At 74.1% G+C, this 16,633-nt stretch carries 14 protein-coding genes; 3 read left to right on the forward strand and 11 right to left on the reverse strand.

Features of this window, described 5'->3' with window-relative positions:
* Positions 1-5: 5 nt before the first annotated feature.
* The 8 genes from murD to mraZ form a co-directional block, all read right to left on the reverse strand.
* A complete protein-coding gene (gene murD, locus JOE61_RS02695) occupies positions 6-1,481 on the reverse strand; it encodes a UDP-N-acetylmuramoyl-L-alanine--D-glutamate ligase (RefSeq protein WP_193670375.1) in 1,476 nt (491 codons plus the stop codon).
* A complete protein-coding gene (mraY, locus tag JOE61_RS02700; protein ID WP_193670376.1) occupies positions 1,478-2,566 on the reverse strand; it encodes a phospho-N-acetylmuramoyl-pentapeptide-transferase in 1,089 nt (362 codons plus the stop codon). Before mraY ends, murD begins: the two co-directional genes overlap by 4 nt.
* A 138-nt stretch (positions 2,567-2,704) precedes the next feature.
* Positions 2,705-4,306, reverse strand: a complete 1,602-nt coding sequence (locus tag JOE61_RS02705; RefSeq protein WP_193670377.1) for a UDP-N-acetylmuramoyl-L-alanyl-D-glutamate--2,6-diaminopimelate ligase — start codon at positions 4,304-4,306, stop codon at positions 2,705-2,707.
* A gap of 56 nt (positions 4,307-4,362) precedes the next feature.
* Entirely contained in the window at positions 4,363-6,174 is a 1,812-nt protein-coding gene (locus JOE61_RS02710) for a peptidoglycan D,D-transpeptidase FtsI family protein (protein ID WP_307822768.1), read from the reverse strand.
* Positions 6,175-6,214: 40 nt separating this feature from the next.
* Positions 6,215-6,868, reverse strand: a complete 654-nt coding sequence (gene ftsL / locus JOE61_RS02715) for a cell division protein FtsL (RefSeq protein WP_193670378.1) — start codon at positions 6,866-6,868, stop codon at positions 6,215-6,217.
* Entirely contained in the window at positions 6,865-7,845 is a 981-nt protein-coding gene (gene rsmH / locus JOE61_RS02720) for a 16S rRNA (cytosine(1402)-N(4))-methyltransferase RsmH (RefSeq protein WP_193670379.1), read from the reverse strand. Before rsmH ends, ftsL begins: the two co-directional genes overlap by 4 nt.
* Before the next feature lies 1 nt (position 7,846).
* A complete protein-coding gene (locus tag JOE61_RS02725) occupies positions 7,847-8,026 on the reverse strand; it encodes a hypothetical protein (protein ID WP_193670380.1) in 180 nt (59 codons plus the stop codon).
* 355 nt (positions 8,027-8,381) lie between these two features.
* The gene (gene mraZ / locus JOE61_RS02730) at positions 8,382-8,807 is read right to left on the reverse strand and encodes a division/cell wall cluster transcriptional repressor MraZ (RefSeq protein ID WP_193670381.1); all 426 of its coding nucleotides are present in this window, start codon (positions 8,805-8,807) and stop codon (positions 8,382-8,384) included.
* A 295-nt stretch (positions 8,808-9,102) separates the two neighbouring features.
* On the opposite strand from mraZ, the gene JOE61_RS02735 reads away from it, so the two are divergent.
* The 3 genes from JOE61_RS02735 to JOE61_RS02745 are packed head-to-tail and all read left to right on the forward strand — an operon-like array spanning position 9,103 to position 13,716.
* Complete coding sequence (locus JOE61_RS02735) at positions 9,103-10,029, forward strand: AAA family ATPase (RefSeq protein WP_193670481.1); 927 nt, start codon at positions 9,103-9,105, stop codon at positions 10,027-10,029.
* A gap of 10 nt (positions 10,030-10,039) precedes the next feature.
* Positions 10,040-11,317, forward strand: coding sequence for a DUF58 domain-containing protein (locus JOE61_RS02740; RefSeq protein WP_193670382.1), 1,278 nt, complete (start codon positions 10,040-10,042; stop codon positions 11,315-11,317).
* On the forward strand, positions 11,314-13,716 hold the full coding sequence (locus JOE61_RS02745) for a transglutaminase TgpA family protein (protein WP_193670383.1): 2,403 nt from the start codon (positions 11,314-11,316) through the stop codon (positions 13,714-13,716). The genes JOE61_RS02740 and JOE61_RS02745 overlap by 4 nt, the downstream gene beginning before the upstream one ends.
* A 78-nt stretch (positions 13,717-13,794) precedes the next feature.
* On the opposite strand, the gene JOE61_RS02750 is transcribed toward JOE61_RS02745, so the two are convergent.
* The 3 genes from JOE61_RS02750 to JOE61_RS02760 all read right to left on the reverse strand — a co-directional run bounded on the left by JOE61_RS02750 (position 13,795) and on the right by JOE61_RS02760 (position 16,617).
* Positions 13,795-14,259, reverse strand: a complete 465-nt coding sequence (locus JOE61_RS02750; protein WP_193670384.1) for an SCO2097 family morphological protein — start codon at positions 14,257-14,259, stop codon at positions 13,795-13,797.
* Positions 14,260-14,454: 195 nt separating this feature from the next.
* Entirely contained in the window at positions 14,455-15,669 is a 1,215-nt protein-coding gene (gene dinB / locus JOE61_RS02755) for a DNA polymerase IV (protein WP_193670385.1), read from the reverse strand.
* Between the two features lie 213 nt (positions 15,670-15,882).
* A complete protein-coding gene (locus JOE61_RS02760) occupies positions 15,883-16,617 on the reverse strand; it encodes a methyltransferase (RefSeq protein WP_193670386.1) in 735 nt (244 codons plus the stop codon).
* Positions 16,618-16,633: the final 16 nt, after the last annotated feature.

Consider the following 16,633-nt stretch of genomic DNA (forward strand, 5'->3'; position numbering starts at 1 on the left):
GGGTGCTACTCCTGGGGCCCGGTGCGGGCCCGTACGGCGGCGGCGAACGCGTCGCCGCGAGCTCCGTAGTCGGTGAACATGTCCTGCGAGGCGCATCCCGGGGCCAGGAGCACGGTGTCGCCCGGCTGGGCGAGACCGGCGGCGGCCTCGACGACACGACCCATCGGCCCGTGCTCATCGTCAGTCACACCAGTCTCATGCGCCTCAACTTCGATCACGGGTACATCCGGTGCGTGTCGCGCAAGTGCCTCGGCGACGACCGCCCGGTCGCGCCCCAGCAGGACCACCGCGCGGAGCCGGTCGCGCACCGCGGCGACGAGCTCCTCGAAGCGCGCCCCCTTGGCCAGCCCGCCGGCCACCCACACGACGCTGTCGTAGGCGCGCAGCGAGGCCAGCGCCGCGTGCGGGTTGGTGGCCTTGGAGTCGTCGACCCAGGTCACGCCCTCGTGACGGGCCACCTCGGCGATGCGGTGCCCGTCGGGGCGGAAGGCCCGCAGCCCGTCGCGCACGGCCTGCTGGGAGACGCCGTGGGCGCGGGCCAGCGCAGCCGCGGCGAGCGCGTTGGCGACGTAGTGCGGGGCGCTGCTGGCCAGCTCGTCGACGGTGACCAGCTCGGCGGCGGAGTCGGAGCGCTGCTCGATGAAGGCCCGGTCGACCAGGATGTCCTCGACCAGCCCCAGCATCCCGACCCCGGGCATGCCCAGGGTGAAGCCGATGGCCCGCGCGCCCTCGACCACGTCGGCCTCGCGGACCAGCTGCTCGGTCACCGGGTCGTCGGCGTTGTAGACGCACGCGCGCTGGACCTGCTCGTAGACGCGGCCCTTGTCGGCGGCGTAGTCGGCCATCGAGCCGTACCAGTCGAGGTGGTCCTCGGCGACGTTGAGCACCGCGGCCGACTCGGCGCTCATCGAGCTGGTGTAGTGCAGCTGGAAGCTGGAGAGCTCGACGGCCAGCACGTCGTACGGCGTGGGGTCCATCACCGCCTCGACGATCGGCAGCCCGACGTTGCCGGCCGCCACGGCCCGCAACCCGGCGGTGCGCAGGATGGTCTCGAGCATCTGCACCGTGGTGGTCTTGCCGTTGGTGCCGGTCACCGCCAGCCAGGGCGCGGCGTGCTCGGGGTGGCGCAGGCGCCAGGCCAGCTCGACCTCGCCCCAGACCGGGACCCCGCGCTCGCGGGCCTGCGCCAGCAGCGGCGAGTCGGGGCGCCAGCCCGGCGAGGTGACGAGCACGTCGACGTCGTCGGGCAGCACCGCCGTGGCGCCCTCGCCCAGGCGGATGGTGGCGCCGAGCACCTCGAGGAGCTCGGCCTTCTCCTCCTTGCCCGTGGCCGACTCGTCGAGCGCGGTGACGCTGGCGCCGAGGTGGTTGAGGTTGTCGGCGGCGGCGAAGCCGGAGACGCCGAAGCCGGCGACGACCGCGCGCACCCCCTCCCAGGAGCTGGTCTGGTCGAGGCCGTCGAGGTCGCGGGGAGCGCTCACGTGCCCGCCACCCACTCGGCGTAGAAGATGCCCAGCCCGCCGGCGACGCAGAGGCCGGTGAGGATCCAGAACCGGATCACCATGGTGACCTCGCCCCAGGCCATGTCGAAGGTGTGGTGGATCGGAGCCATCCGGAAGAGCCGCTTGGGGGTGCCGGTCAGGCGCCTGCTGGCCTTGAACCAGGTGACCTGCAGCATCACCGAGACCGTCTCCATCACGAAGACGCCGCCGACGATGACCAGGAGGAGCTCGGTGCGGGTCAGCACGGCCAGGCCGGCCAGTGCGGCGCCCAGCGCCAGCGAGCCGGTGTCGCCCATGAAGATCTGGGCCGGCGAGGCGTTCCACCACAAGAACCCGAAGCAGGCGCCGGTGATGGCCGCGGCCACGATCGCCAGGTCGAGCGGGTCGCGCACCTCGTAGCACTTGCCGTAGGTGATGTCGGACTGGCCGCACCACTGGTTGTTCTGCCAGATGTTCACGATGGTGTAGGCGCCGAAGACCATCATGCTGCACCCGGTGAGCAGCCCGTCGGCGCCGTCGGTGAGGTTGGTGGCGTTGCTGGTGGCGATCACCATGACGAGGATCAGCGCCACGACCGCCGCGGCCGGCAGCACGATGCTGTCGAAGTCGCGGATGAAGGACAGCGAGAACGACGCCGGCCGCTGGCCGCGGTCGTCCTCCAGCACCGGGCTCAGCGCCAGGATGCCGAAGGTCAGGCCGACCACCGTCTGGCCGACGATCTTGGCCTTGCTGCGCAGCCCGAGGCTGCGCTGCTTGTAGATCTTGATGAAGTCGTCGAGGAACCCGACGGCGCCGATGCCCACGAAGAGCAGCAGCAGGAGCAGCGCCGAGGCGGTGGGCGGGCTCAGGGTGATCAGCTTCGCCCCGAAGTAGCCCAGCACGGTCGCGCCGATGATGACGACGCCACCCATGGTGGGGGTGCCGCGCTTGACGTGGTGGGTCGTCGGGCCGTCGTCACGGACCTCCTGGCCGTAGCCCCACCGCGTGAACTGCTTGATCGCGTAGCGGGTGCCGATCAGCGAGATCAGCAGGGCCAGGCCTCCGCCCAGCAGGATCGCCCTCACCGCCGTTGCACCTCGTTCGTCGTCCAGAGTGTCGTGCCGACGACGTGTGCCACCGGCCGGGCCGGATCACCGGCACCGTTCATCTTGGCGTACGCCGGCGGCGGGCTCGACCACGCCTCGCCGGGCGGGTGTCGATCGTCACGCCCGCTCGGCCCGCTCGACCGGCTCCCCCACGGGCTCCCGGGTGACCCGGGCGCGCAGCAGCTCGGCGGCGACCTCGCGGTCGTCGAAGGGGTGCACCACGCCGTCGACGTCCTGGCCGGTCTCGTGGCCCTTGCCGGCGACCAGCACGATGTCGCCGGGGCCGGCGTGGCCCAGCGCCTCGGCGATCGCGTCGCGCCGGCCGGCGACCTCGAGCACCTCGGCGCGCCGGTCGCCCGGCACCTGCTCGGCACCGGCCAGCAGGGCCGCGCGGATCGCGGCGGGGTCCTCGGAGCGGGGGTTGTCGTCGGTGACGACGAGCACGTCGGCCAGGCGCGCACCGATCTCGCCCATCACCGGCCGCTTGCCGGTGTCGCGGTCGCCGCCGGCGCCGATGACCAGCACCAGCCGCCCGGTGGTCAGCGGGCGCAGCGCGCCCAGCGCCGCCTCGACCGCGTCGGGCTTGTGGGCGTAGTCGACGACCACCTCGAAGTCCTGGCCCGCCACCACGCTCTCGAGGCGGCCGGGGACCCCCGGCAGCGCGCTGATGCCGGCGGCCACCTGGGCGGCCACGTCGACCGGGTCGACGTCGCCGGGGCTGGCCTCGCCCACCGCGGCCACCGCCGCGAGGGCGTTGGAGACGTTGAAGCCGCCCGCCAGCGGCACCCCGCCGGCGAAGGCCCGGTCACCCGGGCCCAGCACCCGGAAGTCGGAGCGGCTGGGCGAGGCGTCGACGTCGCCGACGCCCCAGGTGGCCGGCACGCCGGTCGTGGAGAAGGTGGCCACCGGCAGCTCGGTCTCGGCCGCCAGCCGGCGCCCGTGCTCGTCGTCGACGTTGACCAGCGCCCGGCGGGCGCGCTCGGGGGTGAACAGCGAGGCCTTGGCCGCGTAGTACTCCTCGACCGTGTCGTGGAAGTCGAGGTGGTCGCGGCCGAGGTTGAGGAAGACCGCCACGTCGAAGACGACCCCGTCGACCCGCCCGAGCACCAGGGCGTGGCTGGAGACCTCCATCGCGCAGACGTCGACACCCTGCTCGACCATGGCCGCGAAGAGCCCGTGCAGGTCGGGGGCCTCCGGCGTGGTCAGCGTCGTCGGCACGTCGCGGCCGGCCACGCGGGTGCCGACGGTGCCGATCACCGCGCCCACCAGTCCGGCGCCGTCCAGCCCGCCCTCGAGCAGGCGGGTGGTGGTGGTCTTGCCCTGGGTGCCGGTGACCCCGATCATCGTCAGCCGCTCGGCGGGGTCGCCGTAGACGCGGGCCGACAGCCGGCCCAGGATCCGGCGGGGGTCGTCGGTCACCAGGAGCGGCACCCCCGCGGGCACCCTCTCGGCGCCCGCCGGGTCGGTCAGCACCGCGACCGCACCCGCCTCGAGCGCGTCGGCGACGAAGTCGGCCCCGTGGGCGCGGGCGCCCGGCAGGGCGGCGTACAGGTCGCCGGCGCGCACGCGCTGGCTGCTGAGGCTGATGCCGGTCAGCACCGGGTCGTCGCCGCGGTGCTCGACCATGCCCAGGGCCTGGCGCGCCCAGTCGGCCAGCTCGCTCAGCGCGGTGCGCGGCGGGTCGACGGGCCGGGTCGCGGGGACGTCAGGGCGAGGCATGCCGGGAGGCTAGCAGCGCGCGATCCGGGCCGGGTCGGCGCGAGATATGGGCCGGGTCACCACTCGACGGGCAGGTCGGAGGCGGGGGTGCCGGTGGGCGGGACGGCGTAGCGGCGCAGCGCGTAGCCGGCGATCTTGGCGAACGCGGGGCCGGCGACCGAGCCGCCACCGCCGCCGTTGCGCGGGTTCTGCACGACGACGTAGACGGTGAAGCGCGGGTCGTCGGCGGGGGCGAAGCCGGCGAAGGAGACGGTGAAGGTGCCGTCGTAGCAGCGGCACTCCTCGCCCACCCGCTGCGCGGTGCCGGTCTTGCCCGCCACCCGGTAGCCGGGGATCTGGGCGCCGGGCGCGACCCCGGCCTCGGGGTCGACGACGCGCTCCATCATCAGCGCCGTCTTGCGGGCCGCCTCGGCGCTGATCACCTCGGTGGTGGTGGCCTGGTCGGTGCCGACCTGCTCCCCCGCGTCGGTGGTCGCGCTGCCGCGCACCAGGCTCGGATCGACGCGCACCCCGTCGTTGGCGATCGTGTTGACGGCGGCGGCCATCTGCAGGGCGTTCACCGACACCGACTGGCCGAAGGCGATGCGGTCCTGGGTCTGGCTGGTCCACAGCGAGGGGTCGGGCAGGATCCCGGCCGACTCGCCGCGCACGCCGGCGCCGGTCGCCGAGCCGAGCCCGAAGGCCGCCAGGTAGCGGCGCATCTGGCCGTCCTCGAACTTGTCGGAGGCCAGCACGGTGCCGATGTTGGACGACTTGGCCAGCACCCCGGCCAGGGTCAGCCGGATCGTGTCGTGGGGGAACCAGTCACCGATGGTGCGGTCCTGGCGGGCCAGCGAGCCGGGCACCGTCAGGCGGGTGCGCGGGGTGACCTTGCCGGCGTCGAGCAGCCCGGCCATCGTCAGCACCTTCGAGACCGAGCCCGGCTCGTAGACGTCGCTGACCGCGCGCGAGCCCAGGTCGGCCTCGTCGGAGGCCAGCGGGGCGTTGGCGTCGAACGTCGGGTGGTCGGCCAGCGCCAGCACCTCACCGGTGCGCGAGTCCATCACCACCGCCAGGCCCGAGTCGCCGCGCGACTGCTGCACCGTCTGGCGCACCACGCGCTGGGCGTACCACTGCAGCTCGCGGTCGACGGTCAGCGTGAGGTCCTGGCCGTCCTGGGCCTCCACGACCGTGTTGTCGCCGAGCGGCAGCTTGTTGCCGGCGGCCATCGCGTAGCGGGCCGAGCCGTCGGTGCCGGAGAGCAGCTCGTCGAAGGTGCGCTCGAAGCCGGCCAGCGGCTGCGGGGTCCCGTCGGCCAGCGGGGTGCCGAGGAAGCCGACCAGGTTGGCGGCCACGTCGTCGGCGGGGTACTCCCGCACCGGGTCGCGCCAGGTCGAGAGACCGTCGAAGCCGAGCTCCTCGGCGCGGTCGACCACCTTGGTCGCGGTCGCCGCGGGCACGCCGCGGGCGACGTACTGGAACCGGCTCTCGGTGCGCAGGCGCTGCAGGAGGGTGAAGTAGTCGACGTCGAGCTTGCCCGAGAGGAACTTCGCGAGCTCGGGAGCCCGGTCGACCTCGCGGCCCTCCTCGTCGGTGTTGACCAGGGCCGGGTCGGCCACGACCATCAGCCCGTCGGCCGACTGCGCCAACGGCTCGCCGTTGCGGTCGAGGATCGCGCCGCGCTGGGCGGGCAGCACCATCTCGTCCATGCCCTCGGCCGCCGCCATCTCGGCGTAGGCCTTCGGGTCGATGCCCTGCAGCTGCACCAGCCGGCCGGCGAAGACCGAGAGCACCATGGCGATCAGGACGAACCCGACCCGCAGGCGGAAGTGCGGGTGGCCGCGGCGAGCCGCGACCTCGTGGCTCGGCGTCGGGCGCGTGGGGGGCACGAGGGCTCCTGGTGTGTCTCGGGCGTGGTGGGGCGGCGGGTCAGTCGTTCTTCTTGTTCTTCTTCTTGTTCTTCTTGTTCTTGTCCTTGTCGTTCTTCTTGTCGGCCTTGTCGGCCTTGTCCTGCTTCTTCTCGTCCTGCTTGTTCTTACCGCCGCCACCGCCGCCGGCGCCGTCGCCACGCTGGTCGCCCAGCACGCCCTCGGGCGGGGTCACCACGGTCGCGGCCGGGTCGAGCTCGGAGGGCCGGGCCGGGGGCAGCGGGTCGAGCGGCAGCCGGGCGCCGAGCGTCGCGCCGGCGGGGTCACCGGAGACCGAGCCGTCGGCCAGGTCGAGGAAGAGCGGCGCGGCCGGCACCTGCATGCCCATCTTCTGGGCGCGGCGCGCGATCTCCTGGGGGTCGCGCAGCCGCTCCAGCTTGGTGGCCAGCGCCTCCTGGCGCGCCGAGAGCACGGTGGCGCGCTGCTCCAGCGACGTGGCGGCGAAGGCCGACTGCTGCATGGAGGTGTTGAAGAGCAGCAGCCCCACGACCCCGCCGAGCAGCAGCACGGTGACCAGGCTGACGAAGGGCACCTTCGCGGCGCGGGTGCGGGCGACCGGCACCACGCTGAGCCGGGCGCGCTCGACGGCGGCCCCGGCGATGCGCGGCATCCGGCTGCTGCGGGCGGCGCCCTGGGTGCTGTAGAGACTGCTCATCGGGCGGCTCCCCTTCCGGTGGTGGTGGTCGTGGTGGGTCGCACGCGTTCGACCGCGCGCAGGCGCACCGAGGCGGCGCGCGGGTTGGCCTCGATCTCGGCGGCGTCGGCCTTCTCGGAGCCGCGGGTGACCAGCCGCAGGGCCGGCTCGCTCCCCTCGGGCACGAAGGGCAGGTCGACCGGGACCTCGGAGCGGGTCGCGGCGGTGAACGCCTGCTTGACCAGGCGGTCCTCCAGCGAGTGGTAGGACTCCACCACCACCCGGCCGCCGACGCCGATGGCCTCGATAGAGGCCGGCAGCGCCCGGCGCAGCACCGCGAGCTCGTCGTTGACCTCCATGCGCAGCGCCTGGAAGGTCCGCTTGGCCGGGTGCCCTCCGGTGCGGCGCGCGGGCGCAGGGATCTCGGCGTACAGCAGCTCGACCAGCGCCGCCGAGGTGGTGAACGGCTCGCTCTCGCGGCGGCGGACCACGGCCCCGGCGATCTTGCGGGCGAACTTCTCCTCGCCGTAGTCGCGCAGCACCCGCGTCAGCTCGGCCGCGGAGTAGGTGTTGAGCACGTCGGCCGCGGTGGGGCCGGTGCTGCCCATCCGCATGTCGAGGGGCGCGTCCTCGGCGTAGGCGAAGCCGCGCTCGCGCACGTCGAGCTGCATCGAGGAGACGCCCAGGTCGAAGAGGACCGCGTCGACGTGGTCGAGGCCCAGCTCGTCGAGGACCTCGGGGATCTCGTCGTAGACCGCGTGCACCCCGCGGAACCGGTCGCCGTACGCCGCCAGCCGCTGCCCGGCCAGCTCGAGGGCGGCGGGGTCGCGGTCGATGCCGACGACGCGGGCGTGCTCGAGGCGCTCGAGGACCGCCTCGGAGTGGCCGCCGAGACCCAGGGTGCAGTCGACGAGGACCGCGCCGGGCTGGTCGAGCGCGGGAGCGAGCAGTGCCACGACCCGGTCGAGGAGCACCGGGACGTGCGAGGGGCCGGCCACGTCAGCGGCCCAGGCTCGTCAGGAGCGTGAAGGCCACGGCCGCGCTGAGCGACATGGCCGCCGAGAACGCCATCAGACGCAGCGCGTCCTGGGCCTGGTGGCGCACCCGGGGCGCGGGGGCGCCGGGTGCCGGCCGGGCGCCGGGTGCGCCGGTCAGTCCGTCGACCTGGGTGCTGCTCATGGTCTCGACCCCATCAGGAGAGTGCTGCGTCGTGGTGCTGCGTCGTGGTGCTGGCTGGTGCTGGCTGGTGCTGGGTGGTGGCTGGTGGTGCGGAGTGGTGCAGGTGGAGCGTGGGTGGAGCGCCGGTGGGGCGATCCGGGGTGCAGGTGGTCCGCAGGGTCTGGTCCCTGCCCGCTCGCCGGTGCTTCAGGGGTTCTGGAACCGGGGAAGGTGCCCCAGAACCGGGTGTCGTCTGGGGCCGGGGAAGGTGTCCCAGAAGACGAGTGGGGAGCGGGCCGAGACCGGGCCCTGCGGATCACTGTTCTGTTGGTGGTCTGCGTGCGGTGGTGCGAGTGGTGCGTGGTGGAGCGTCCGCTCAGAGCGGGGGTGCCTCGTCGAGCTCGGCGAACTTGGCCTGGGCTCCGGTGGAGTACTCGGTCCAGCGCTGGGGGTTCCAGATCTCGACCCGGTCACCGACGCCGGCCACGACCACGTCGCGCTCGATGCCGGCGCTGGCCCGCAGGATCGGCGAGATGCCGATGCGGCCCTGCTTGTCGGGCGTGCCCTGCTCGGCCCCCGCGAACAGCACGCGGCGGTAGTCGCGGGCGTCCTTGTTGGTCATCGGGGTCTCCTGGGCCCGCCGGGCCTCGGCCATGAAGGTCGCCTCGGGCCACACGGTCAGGCAGTTCTCCTGTCCTTGCGTGATCACGAGCCCCTCCGACAGTGCGTCCCTGAACTTGGCCGGGAGGAAGAGACGTCCCTTGTCGTCGACCTTGGGGGTGTAGGTGCCCATGAAGAACACATCGCACCTCCACGTCGACAAGTCCCGGGACGGTCACTTGCTCCACTTTCCACCACTCTACTCCACATCCCTCCACCGTCAACCACATTCCACCCCTTCCGCACCCCCGCCCTCCCCCTCTGCGCGCTCCCCTCCCCCACGCGGCGTCGCCAGCCCCACGCACTCGGTGGAGCGCGGTCTTGCCGCGACGGCATACGGTGGAAACCCACTGCCGGGCACCGGCACCACCTGGAAGGGACCGCTCGTGGGATCTCCGAACGCTGGAGGCGCCGACCTCGAGACGCTGGCGCGCGTCATGGAGCGGGTGCGCACCAACGTCGAGCGCGTGATCGAGGGCAAGCCCGAGGTCGTCAGCTCGGCGCTCGTCGTGCTGCTCGCCGAGGGGCACCTGCTGATCGAGGACGTGCCCGGGGTGGGCAAGACGATGCTGAGCAAGGCCCTGGCCCGCTCGATCGACTCCACGGTGCGCCGCATCCAGTTCACGCCCGACCTGCTGCCCTCCGACGTGACCGGCGTGTCGGTCTTCAACCAGGACACCCGCCAGTTCGAGTTCCGTCCCGGCGGCGTCTTCGCCAACATCGTGGTCGGCGACGAGATCAACCGCGCCTCGCCCAAGACCCAGTCGGCGCTGCTCGAGTGCATGGAGGAGCGCCAGGTCACCGTCGACAACGCGACCTACCAGCTCGAGACGCCGTTCATGGTCATCGCCACCCAGAACCCGGTGGAGATGGAGGGCACCTACACGCTGCCCGAGGCCCAGCGCGACCGGTTCATGGTGCGCACCTCGATGGGCTACCCCGTCGAGGCCGCCGAGCTGGCGATGATCACCGGCCACACCGGGGGCAACCCCCTCGACGACCTCGAGCACGTCACCGACGCCGCCGAGATCCGCAAGCTCACCGCGATCGTCGGCCAGGTCTTCGTCGCCGAGGCCGTGCAGCGCTACACCGTCGCGCTGACCTCGGCCACGCGGCGTACCGACGAGCTGGTGCTGGGCGCCTCGCCCCGCGCCACGCTGCACCTGGTGCGGGCGGCCAAGGCGTACGCCGCGCTGCAGGGCCGCGACTACGTGCTGCCCGACGACGTGCGCACCCTGGCTCCCCGGGTGCTGACCCACCGGCTGCTGCCCAGCGTGGAGGCCTCGATGAACGGTCGCAGCACCGACGAGATCCTCGAGCGGCTCGTCGCCGCCGTGCCGGTGCCCGACGGCACCCGTCGCTGAGGCGGGCGCGGTGAGGGAGGCGCTGGCCGGGCTGACGGTGCGCGGGCGGGCGTTCGTCGCCGCCGGCGTCACCGCGGTGGTGTGCGCGGTCCTGCTCGGCCAGCCGGCCCTGACCCGGGTCGGCGTGCTCGTGCTCGCGCTGCCCCTGGTCACCGCACTGGTGCTGGGCCGCAGCCGCTACCGGCTCGCGCTGGTGCGCACCGTCTCCCCCTCCCTGGTCACCGCCGGCCAGCAGGCCCGGGTGACGCTCTCGCTGAGCAACGAGGGCCGCACCCCCAGCGGGGTGCTGCTCCTCGAGGACCACGTGCCCTACGTGCTCGGCACCCGCCCCCGCTTCGTGCTCGAGGGCATCGGCCACGGCTGGCACCGCCAGGTCGGCTACCAGGTGCGCTCCGACGTGCGCGGGCGCTTCGAGGTCGGGCCCATGTCGGTGCGGGTCAGCGACCCCTTCGGCCTCGTCGAGCTCGGCCGCGCCTTCCACACCACCTCGGCGCTGACCGTCACCCCCCGCACCGTGGTGCTGGCGCCGATCCCGCTCGGCGGCTCCGAGAGCGGGTCGGGCGACAACCGTCCGCGTGCCTTCGCCACCGGCAGCGCCGAGGACGTCACGGTGCGCGAGTACCGCCGCGGCGACGACCTGCGCCGCGTGCACTGGCCCAGCTCGGCCAGGGTGGGCGAGCTGATGGTGCGCCGCGAGGAGCAGCCGTGGCACTCGCGGGCCACGGTGTTCCTCGACAACCGGGCCGCGGCCCACCGCGGCGAGGGCATCGCCTCCTCCCTCGAGACCGCCGTCAGCGCCGCGGCCTCCGTCGCGGTGCACCTGACCCGCCGCGGCTTCGCGGTGCGCCTGGTCACCGCCGCCGGCGAGGACCGCGCCAGCGGCTGGCACGAGCGCCGCGCCGACCTGAGCACCGCCCCCCTGCTGGAGGCGCTGGCGGTCCTGCATCCCGTCGAGGCGCCCCGCCTCGACACCGCCTGGCTCGGCGAGGCAGGTCACGGCGGCCTGGTCGTCGCGGTCCTGGGCGCGGTGCAGCAGCACGACGCACCGGTCCTGCGACGCATGCAGTCCCAGCACGGCAGCGCGCTCGCGCTGGCCCTCGACGTCGACGCCTGGGTCGGCACCGGGGCCGGGTCCGCCCCGGCCACCGGGCTGCTGGCCCAGCAGGGCTGGCGGGTCGCCGGCGTGGGCCCCCGCGACCGGGTCGAGGCCCGCTGGCAGGAGCTCGGCGCCGGGGCACGCTCGGCCGGGCGCGCGAGCACGCGGCGTACGACGGAGGTGGGCTCGTGAGCAGCCGGAACCGCAGCAGCCTCGGGGCCGGTCTCGCCCAGTCGAGCGCCGCCGCGCTGACCACCTGGGTCTGCATCCTGTCGTGGCGCGGCTTCACCGACGCCCCGTCGCTGTTCCTGTCCCCCCTGCTCGGTCTCGCGCTGCTGGTCGCGGGCATCGGGGCGGTGGGGCGCTGGTCGCGCCTGGGTGCGTTCTCGGTGCTGCTGCTGCAGCTGCTGGGCGGGGCCATGGCCCTGAGCTGGGTCGTCGTCGGCTCCCCGCTGCCGGTGGGCTCGACCTGGGACGCGCTGCTCGTCGCGGCCTCGGAGGCACGCGAGGGCGCGGTCGTCTACGCCTCCCCCGTGCCCACCGCCGAGGCCGCCGTCGAGCCGCTGCTCATCGGCGGCGGCCTGCTGTGCCTGGTCCTGGTCGACCTCCTGGCCTGCGGGCTGCGGCGGGTGCCGCTGGCCGGCCTGCCGCTGCTGGCCGTCTACAGCGTGCCGGTCAGCCTGCTCGCCACCGACCTGACCTGGTGGGTCTTCGCGCTGTCCGCGCTCGGCTTCGTCACCATGCTCTACCTCCAGGAGAGCGAGCAGGTCGCCCGCTGGGGACGCAGCCTCGGCGACGACGGCCCCGACCCGCTGGCCACGGGCTCGGGCCTGGGCGTGCACACCGCCACGGTGCGGCTCAACGCGCTCGCGGTCGGCGGGGTGGCGACCGCCCTGGCCGTGGTGGTGCCGCTGGCGGTGCCGACCCTCGACGTGCAGCTCTTCGACGTCGGCCGCGGCCCGGGCGGGGACACCAAGATCAGCGTCGACAACCCGATGACCGACCTGGTGCGCGACCTCCACCGGCCCGACGACACCCCGCTGCTGGCGGTGCGCACCGACCAGGTCGACCCCGAGTACCTGCGGATCTCGGTGCTCAACCGCTTCTCCCAGAACGAGTGGAGCCCCGGCGACCGGGAGATCCCGCTCGAGAACCGCCCCGACGGCGACATGCCCGCCCTGACCGGTGTCAACCAGTCGGTGCCGCGCCGCACCCTGGACTACCGGGTCGAGGCCTACGACACGTTCTCCTCGCGCTGGCTGCCGACCTTCGCGCCGGTCAGCCGGGTCGAGGCCCAGGGCGACTGGCGCTACGACGAGTCCACGATGGACTTCCTGGCCGGCGACCCCGACCTCGACCTCACCGGCGCCAGCTGGTCGATGACCTCGGTCGACCTCGACCTCTCCGCCCAGGAGCTGGCCGACGCCCCCTCCTCCGTCGGCATGGTCTCGGCCTCCTACACCGACCTGCCCGCCGACATGCCGCCGCTGATCCGACAGCTGGCCAACCAGGTCACCGCGAGCGCGCCGACGCGGTTCCAGAAGGCCGTGGCCCTGCAGGACTGGTTCCGCCAGGAGTTCGACTACTCGCTGCGCAACGTGCCGCCCGGCAACGGCACCGACGAGCTCGAGGAGTTCCTGAGCCTCGAGGGCGACTACGCCCGCACCGGCTACTGCGAGCAGTTCGCCAGCGCCATGGCCGTGATGGCCCGCCAGCTCGGCATCCCCGCCCGCGTGGCGGTCGGCTTCCTGCGGCCCCAGCGCATCGCCGAGGGCGTCTACGAGTACTCCTCCGACGACCTGCACGCCTGGCCCGAGCTCTTCATCGCCGGCTCGGGCTGGGTGCGCTTCGAGCCGACCCCGCCCGCGCGCGCCGGCGCGGTCCCGGCCTACACCCGTGAGGCCGTCGACCTGCAGCAGCCCGAGCCCAGCGGCCCCAGCGGACGCGCCGAGGACCAGCTGCCCGACCGCAACGGCGAGCCCAGCGCGGCCCCCGACGAGCTCGACCCCGAGGCCGACGACGAGGCCGGCGTCGTCGACCCCGGCTTCCCGTGGGGCACCCTGCTGGGCGGGCTGCTCGGCGCGCTGGCGCTGGTCGGGCTGGTCCTGGCCCCCCGTGCCGTACGCCGCCGCCGCCGCGAGCACCGCCTCGCCTCCGGCCCCGAGGCGATCTGGGACGAGCTGCGCGACACCGCACGCGACCTGGGGCTGCCCTACCTCGACCGCCGCTCGCCGCACGAGACCGGCGCCGGGCTGGTGGGCCACCTCGGCAGCCCGCTCGACGACCGGCCGCGGCCCCGGCACGGCGCCGGCCAGGCCCCCGAGGCGGTCGCCTCGCTGCACCGGCTCGTCGGCGACGTCGAGCGGCTGCGCTACGCCCCTCCGGGCGCCGACGAGTCGCGCCCCGACCGGCAGGACGACGCCCGCCGTGTGGTCGTGGCCCTCCACGAGGGCACCACGCCCCGGGCCCGGCGCCGGGCCACCTGGCTGCCGCGCACGCTGCTGCGACCCACGCGGCGTACGGACGTGGTGAGCGGGCCGGAGACGGAGTCGCTGGGCTACCGCAGCGGGGTCGTCGACCTCGTGCGCTGACGCCGACCCGGCCGGTTCGAACGAGCCGGGTCGCGAGTCGGCCGGTTCACACCAGCCGGGTCGCGGGTCGGGCGGGGCTCAGAAGCCGCCGTTCTCCTCGCGGCGACGGCGCCAGCGCTCCTCCATGCGGTCCATGAAGCCGGCACCGCTCGAGCCGCCGGCGCCACCGCGGCGCTGGCGCCCACGGGTGCGGCGGCCACCGTCGATGACGGTGAAGGACCGCTCGCCCTGCTCGTCGGAGGGCGCACCCGCCTGGGCGGCGGGGCCGGCCTGGGTCTGGGTGCGCAGGGCGTTGAGGCCGAAGGTGGCCGAGCCGAGCATCACCACGAAGCCGACGATGCCGATCGGCCAGATCTGGGTGATCGCGCCGGTCATCAAGACGACGATGCCGACCACGAAGACGACCCCCGCCACGACCGCGCGTCGGCGGGCGACGCGGCGCAGCGACGTGCCGCGCAGGGTGGAGGCGAACTTGGGATCCTCTTCGGAGAGGGCTCGCTCCATCTGCTCGAGCAGTCGCAGCTCCTCTTCCGAGAGTGGCACCGTTCCTCCAATGGGGTCACGCACGCACCGACACGTCTGGTCGATGTCGGCACGTCAAGTCTAGGCAAGCCCTAGCCGTCACGGTAGGCGGCTCACACAATTTGGCCCTGCGCGGGTCAGGACCCCGGTCGGCGACCGGGTCCTGGGCCGGTCGTCAAGTGGTTCGCAGCGGCGCCCCGGACGGATGGGACCGGCTCACGAGAGCAGGCTCGCCGGGCGCACCGCGGCCGAGCCGAAGCGCCTGGCCGCGCGGTCGACGGCACGGTCGGCCTCCGACCAGCCGTGCTCGCGCTCGCCCAGCACGTGCTGGTGGTGCACGCTCTCGCGGGGCGCGAGACCCTCGACCCGGACCCCCACCAGCCGCAGCCGGGCCCGCTGCAGTCCCAGCGCGTCGTACAGGGCGGTGGCGGTGCGGTAGACCTCCTGGGTCACGTCGGTGGCCTCGCTCATCGTGCGCGAGCGGGTGATGGTGGTGAAGTCGGCGAAGCGCACGGTCAGCGTCACGGTGCGCCCGGCGACGCCGGCCACCCGCATCCGCCCGGTGACGGTGCTGGTCAGGCGCAGCAGCTCGCGCAGCACCACCGTGCGGTCGTCGACGTCGCGCCCGAAGGTCTCCTGCGCCCCCATCGACCGGTCGGGCTCGCCGCCCCCGAGGCCGAACGCCCCGCTGGAGCCGGCGACCACCTCGCGGCGGTCGTCGCCCCACGCCAGCTCGTGCAGGTGGCGACCGAGGTGGTCGCCGACGGCGCGCTGGAGGGTGCGCACCGGGGTGTGCGCGACGTCGCCGACGGTGACCAGGCCCAGGCGGTGCAGCATGGCGCGGGTCTTCTCCCCCACCCCGTAGAGCTCGCCGACGTCGAGCGGGTGCAGGAAGGTGGTGATCCCCTCGGGCGGCACCACGACCACACCGTCGGGCTTGGCACGCTTGCTGGCCAGCTTGGCCACCGAGATGGTGGCCGCCACCCCGACCGAGCAGGTGATCGCCTGCTCGTCGTGGATGGTGGCGCGCACCTGCTCGGCGATCTCGGCCGGCGGCCCGAGGCGGCGTACGGACCCGCTGACGTCGAGGAACGCCTCGTCGAGGGAGACCACCTCGACCAGCGGGGTGACCCGGCGGAAGGTCTCGACGACCGCGGTCGAGACCCGGCCGAACAGCTCGTGGTCGGGCGCCACCACCACCGCCTGCGGACACATCCGCCGGGCCCGGGTGGCCGGCATGCCCGAGCGCACGCCGTGCTCGCGGGCCAGGTAGTTGGCCGAGAGCACGACGCCGCGGTAGCCCCCGCCCACGATGACCGGCACCTCCCACAGCTCGGGCCGCTCCCGCACCGCCACCGAGGCGTAGAAGGCGTCCATGTCGATGTGGAGGATCGGCGTGGGCTGCTTGATGTGGGCGCCAGCGGAGGTCATGCCGATCCTCCACCACAGCACGTGAGAAGAAGCCGAGTCGGCGCTACTTCACGGGAGGAGCGAAGCGGGGGAACGTGAAGTAGCGCCGACTCGGCGCGCCACGGGCAACCCGCACACGAAGAAGCACCGCGAGCGGAGCGAGCAGGTGCGCACCGCAACCACGGAGCAGGAACTAGCGCCGGCTCGGCGTGAAGTAGCGCCGACTCGGTGCGCTCAGCGGGCGAGCACGTGCAGCTGCGTGGCGAGCGGGAGGTACTCGGGACGCGTGGCGACCGCCTGCTCGAGCTCGACGAGGGCGGCGGTGGAACCGGGCTCGAGGTCGAGCAGGGTGCCGGGGACCAGGTCGGCGAAGACGCGCACGCCGTGGACCTGCTCGACGTGCAGGTCGGCGGTGGCCAGCAGCGCGACGAGCTCGTCGCTGGTGTAGCGGTGCCCGGCGCGGCCGGGGTCGACGGTGGGCTCGAGCAGCGCGAGCGCCTGGCCGAAGTGGCCGGCCATGGCGCGGGCCAGCACCGCGGCGTGGCGCTGGGCCACGAGCAGGCTGAGGGTGCCGCCGGGGCGCACGGCCTCGCGGAGCACTCCGAGGGCGGTGGCGGGGTCGCCGACGTGCTCGAGCACCCCGTGGCACAGCACCAGGTCGGCGCTGTCGGCGCCGGCGACGTCGAGCAGGCTCGAGACCTCGCCCTGCAGCCCGGCGACCTCGACGCCGCGCTCGCGGGCGCGGCGCCCGAGCGAGGCGAGGGCATCGGGGCTGGGGTCGACGACGGTGACGCGGTGGCCGAGCTCGGCCACGCGCACGGCGAAGCCGCCGGTGCCGCCGCCGATGTCGAGGACGTCGAGGGGCCCGGACTGCTCGAGCAGCGGGCGCAGGGCGTCCCACACCACGGCGGTGCGGGCCGCCGCCCGGCGCTCGCTGGGACGTTCGCTGGGGCGGTCGCTGGCGGACATGGCACCCACCCTAGGG

It is taken from the genome of Nocardioides salarius, assembly GCF_016907435.1.
In the GTDB taxonomy this organism is placed as follows: domain Bacteria; phylum Actinomycetota; class Actinomycetes; order Propionibacteriales; family Nocardioidaceae; genus Nocardioides; species Nocardioides salarius.

Coding starts and splice junctions, on each gene's coding strand:
- JOE61_RS02705 (WP_193670377.1), bottom strand. CDS start 4,306: ATGCCTCGCCCTGACGTCCCCGCGACCCGGCCCGTCGACCCGCCGCGC.
- dinB (WP_193670385.1), bottom strand. CDS start 15,669: ATGACCTCCGCTGGCGCCCACATCAAGCAGCCCACGCCGATCCTCCAC.
- JOE61_RS02735 (WP_193670481.1), top strand. CDS start 9,103: ATGGAGCGGGTGCGCACCAACGTCGAGCGCGTGATCGAGGGCAAGCCC.
- JOE61_RS02760 (WP_193670386.1), bottom strand. CDS start 16,617: ATGTCCGCCAGCGACCGCCCCAGCGAACGTCCCAGCGAGCGCCGGGCG.
- ftsL (WP_193670378.1), bottom strand. CDS start 6,868: ATGAGCAGTCTCTACAGCACCCAGGGCGCCGCCCGCAGCAGCCGGATG.
- JOE61_RS02725 (WP_193670380.1), bottom strand. CDS start 8,026: ATGAGCAGCACCCAGGTCGACGGACTGACCGGCGCACCCGGCGCCCGG.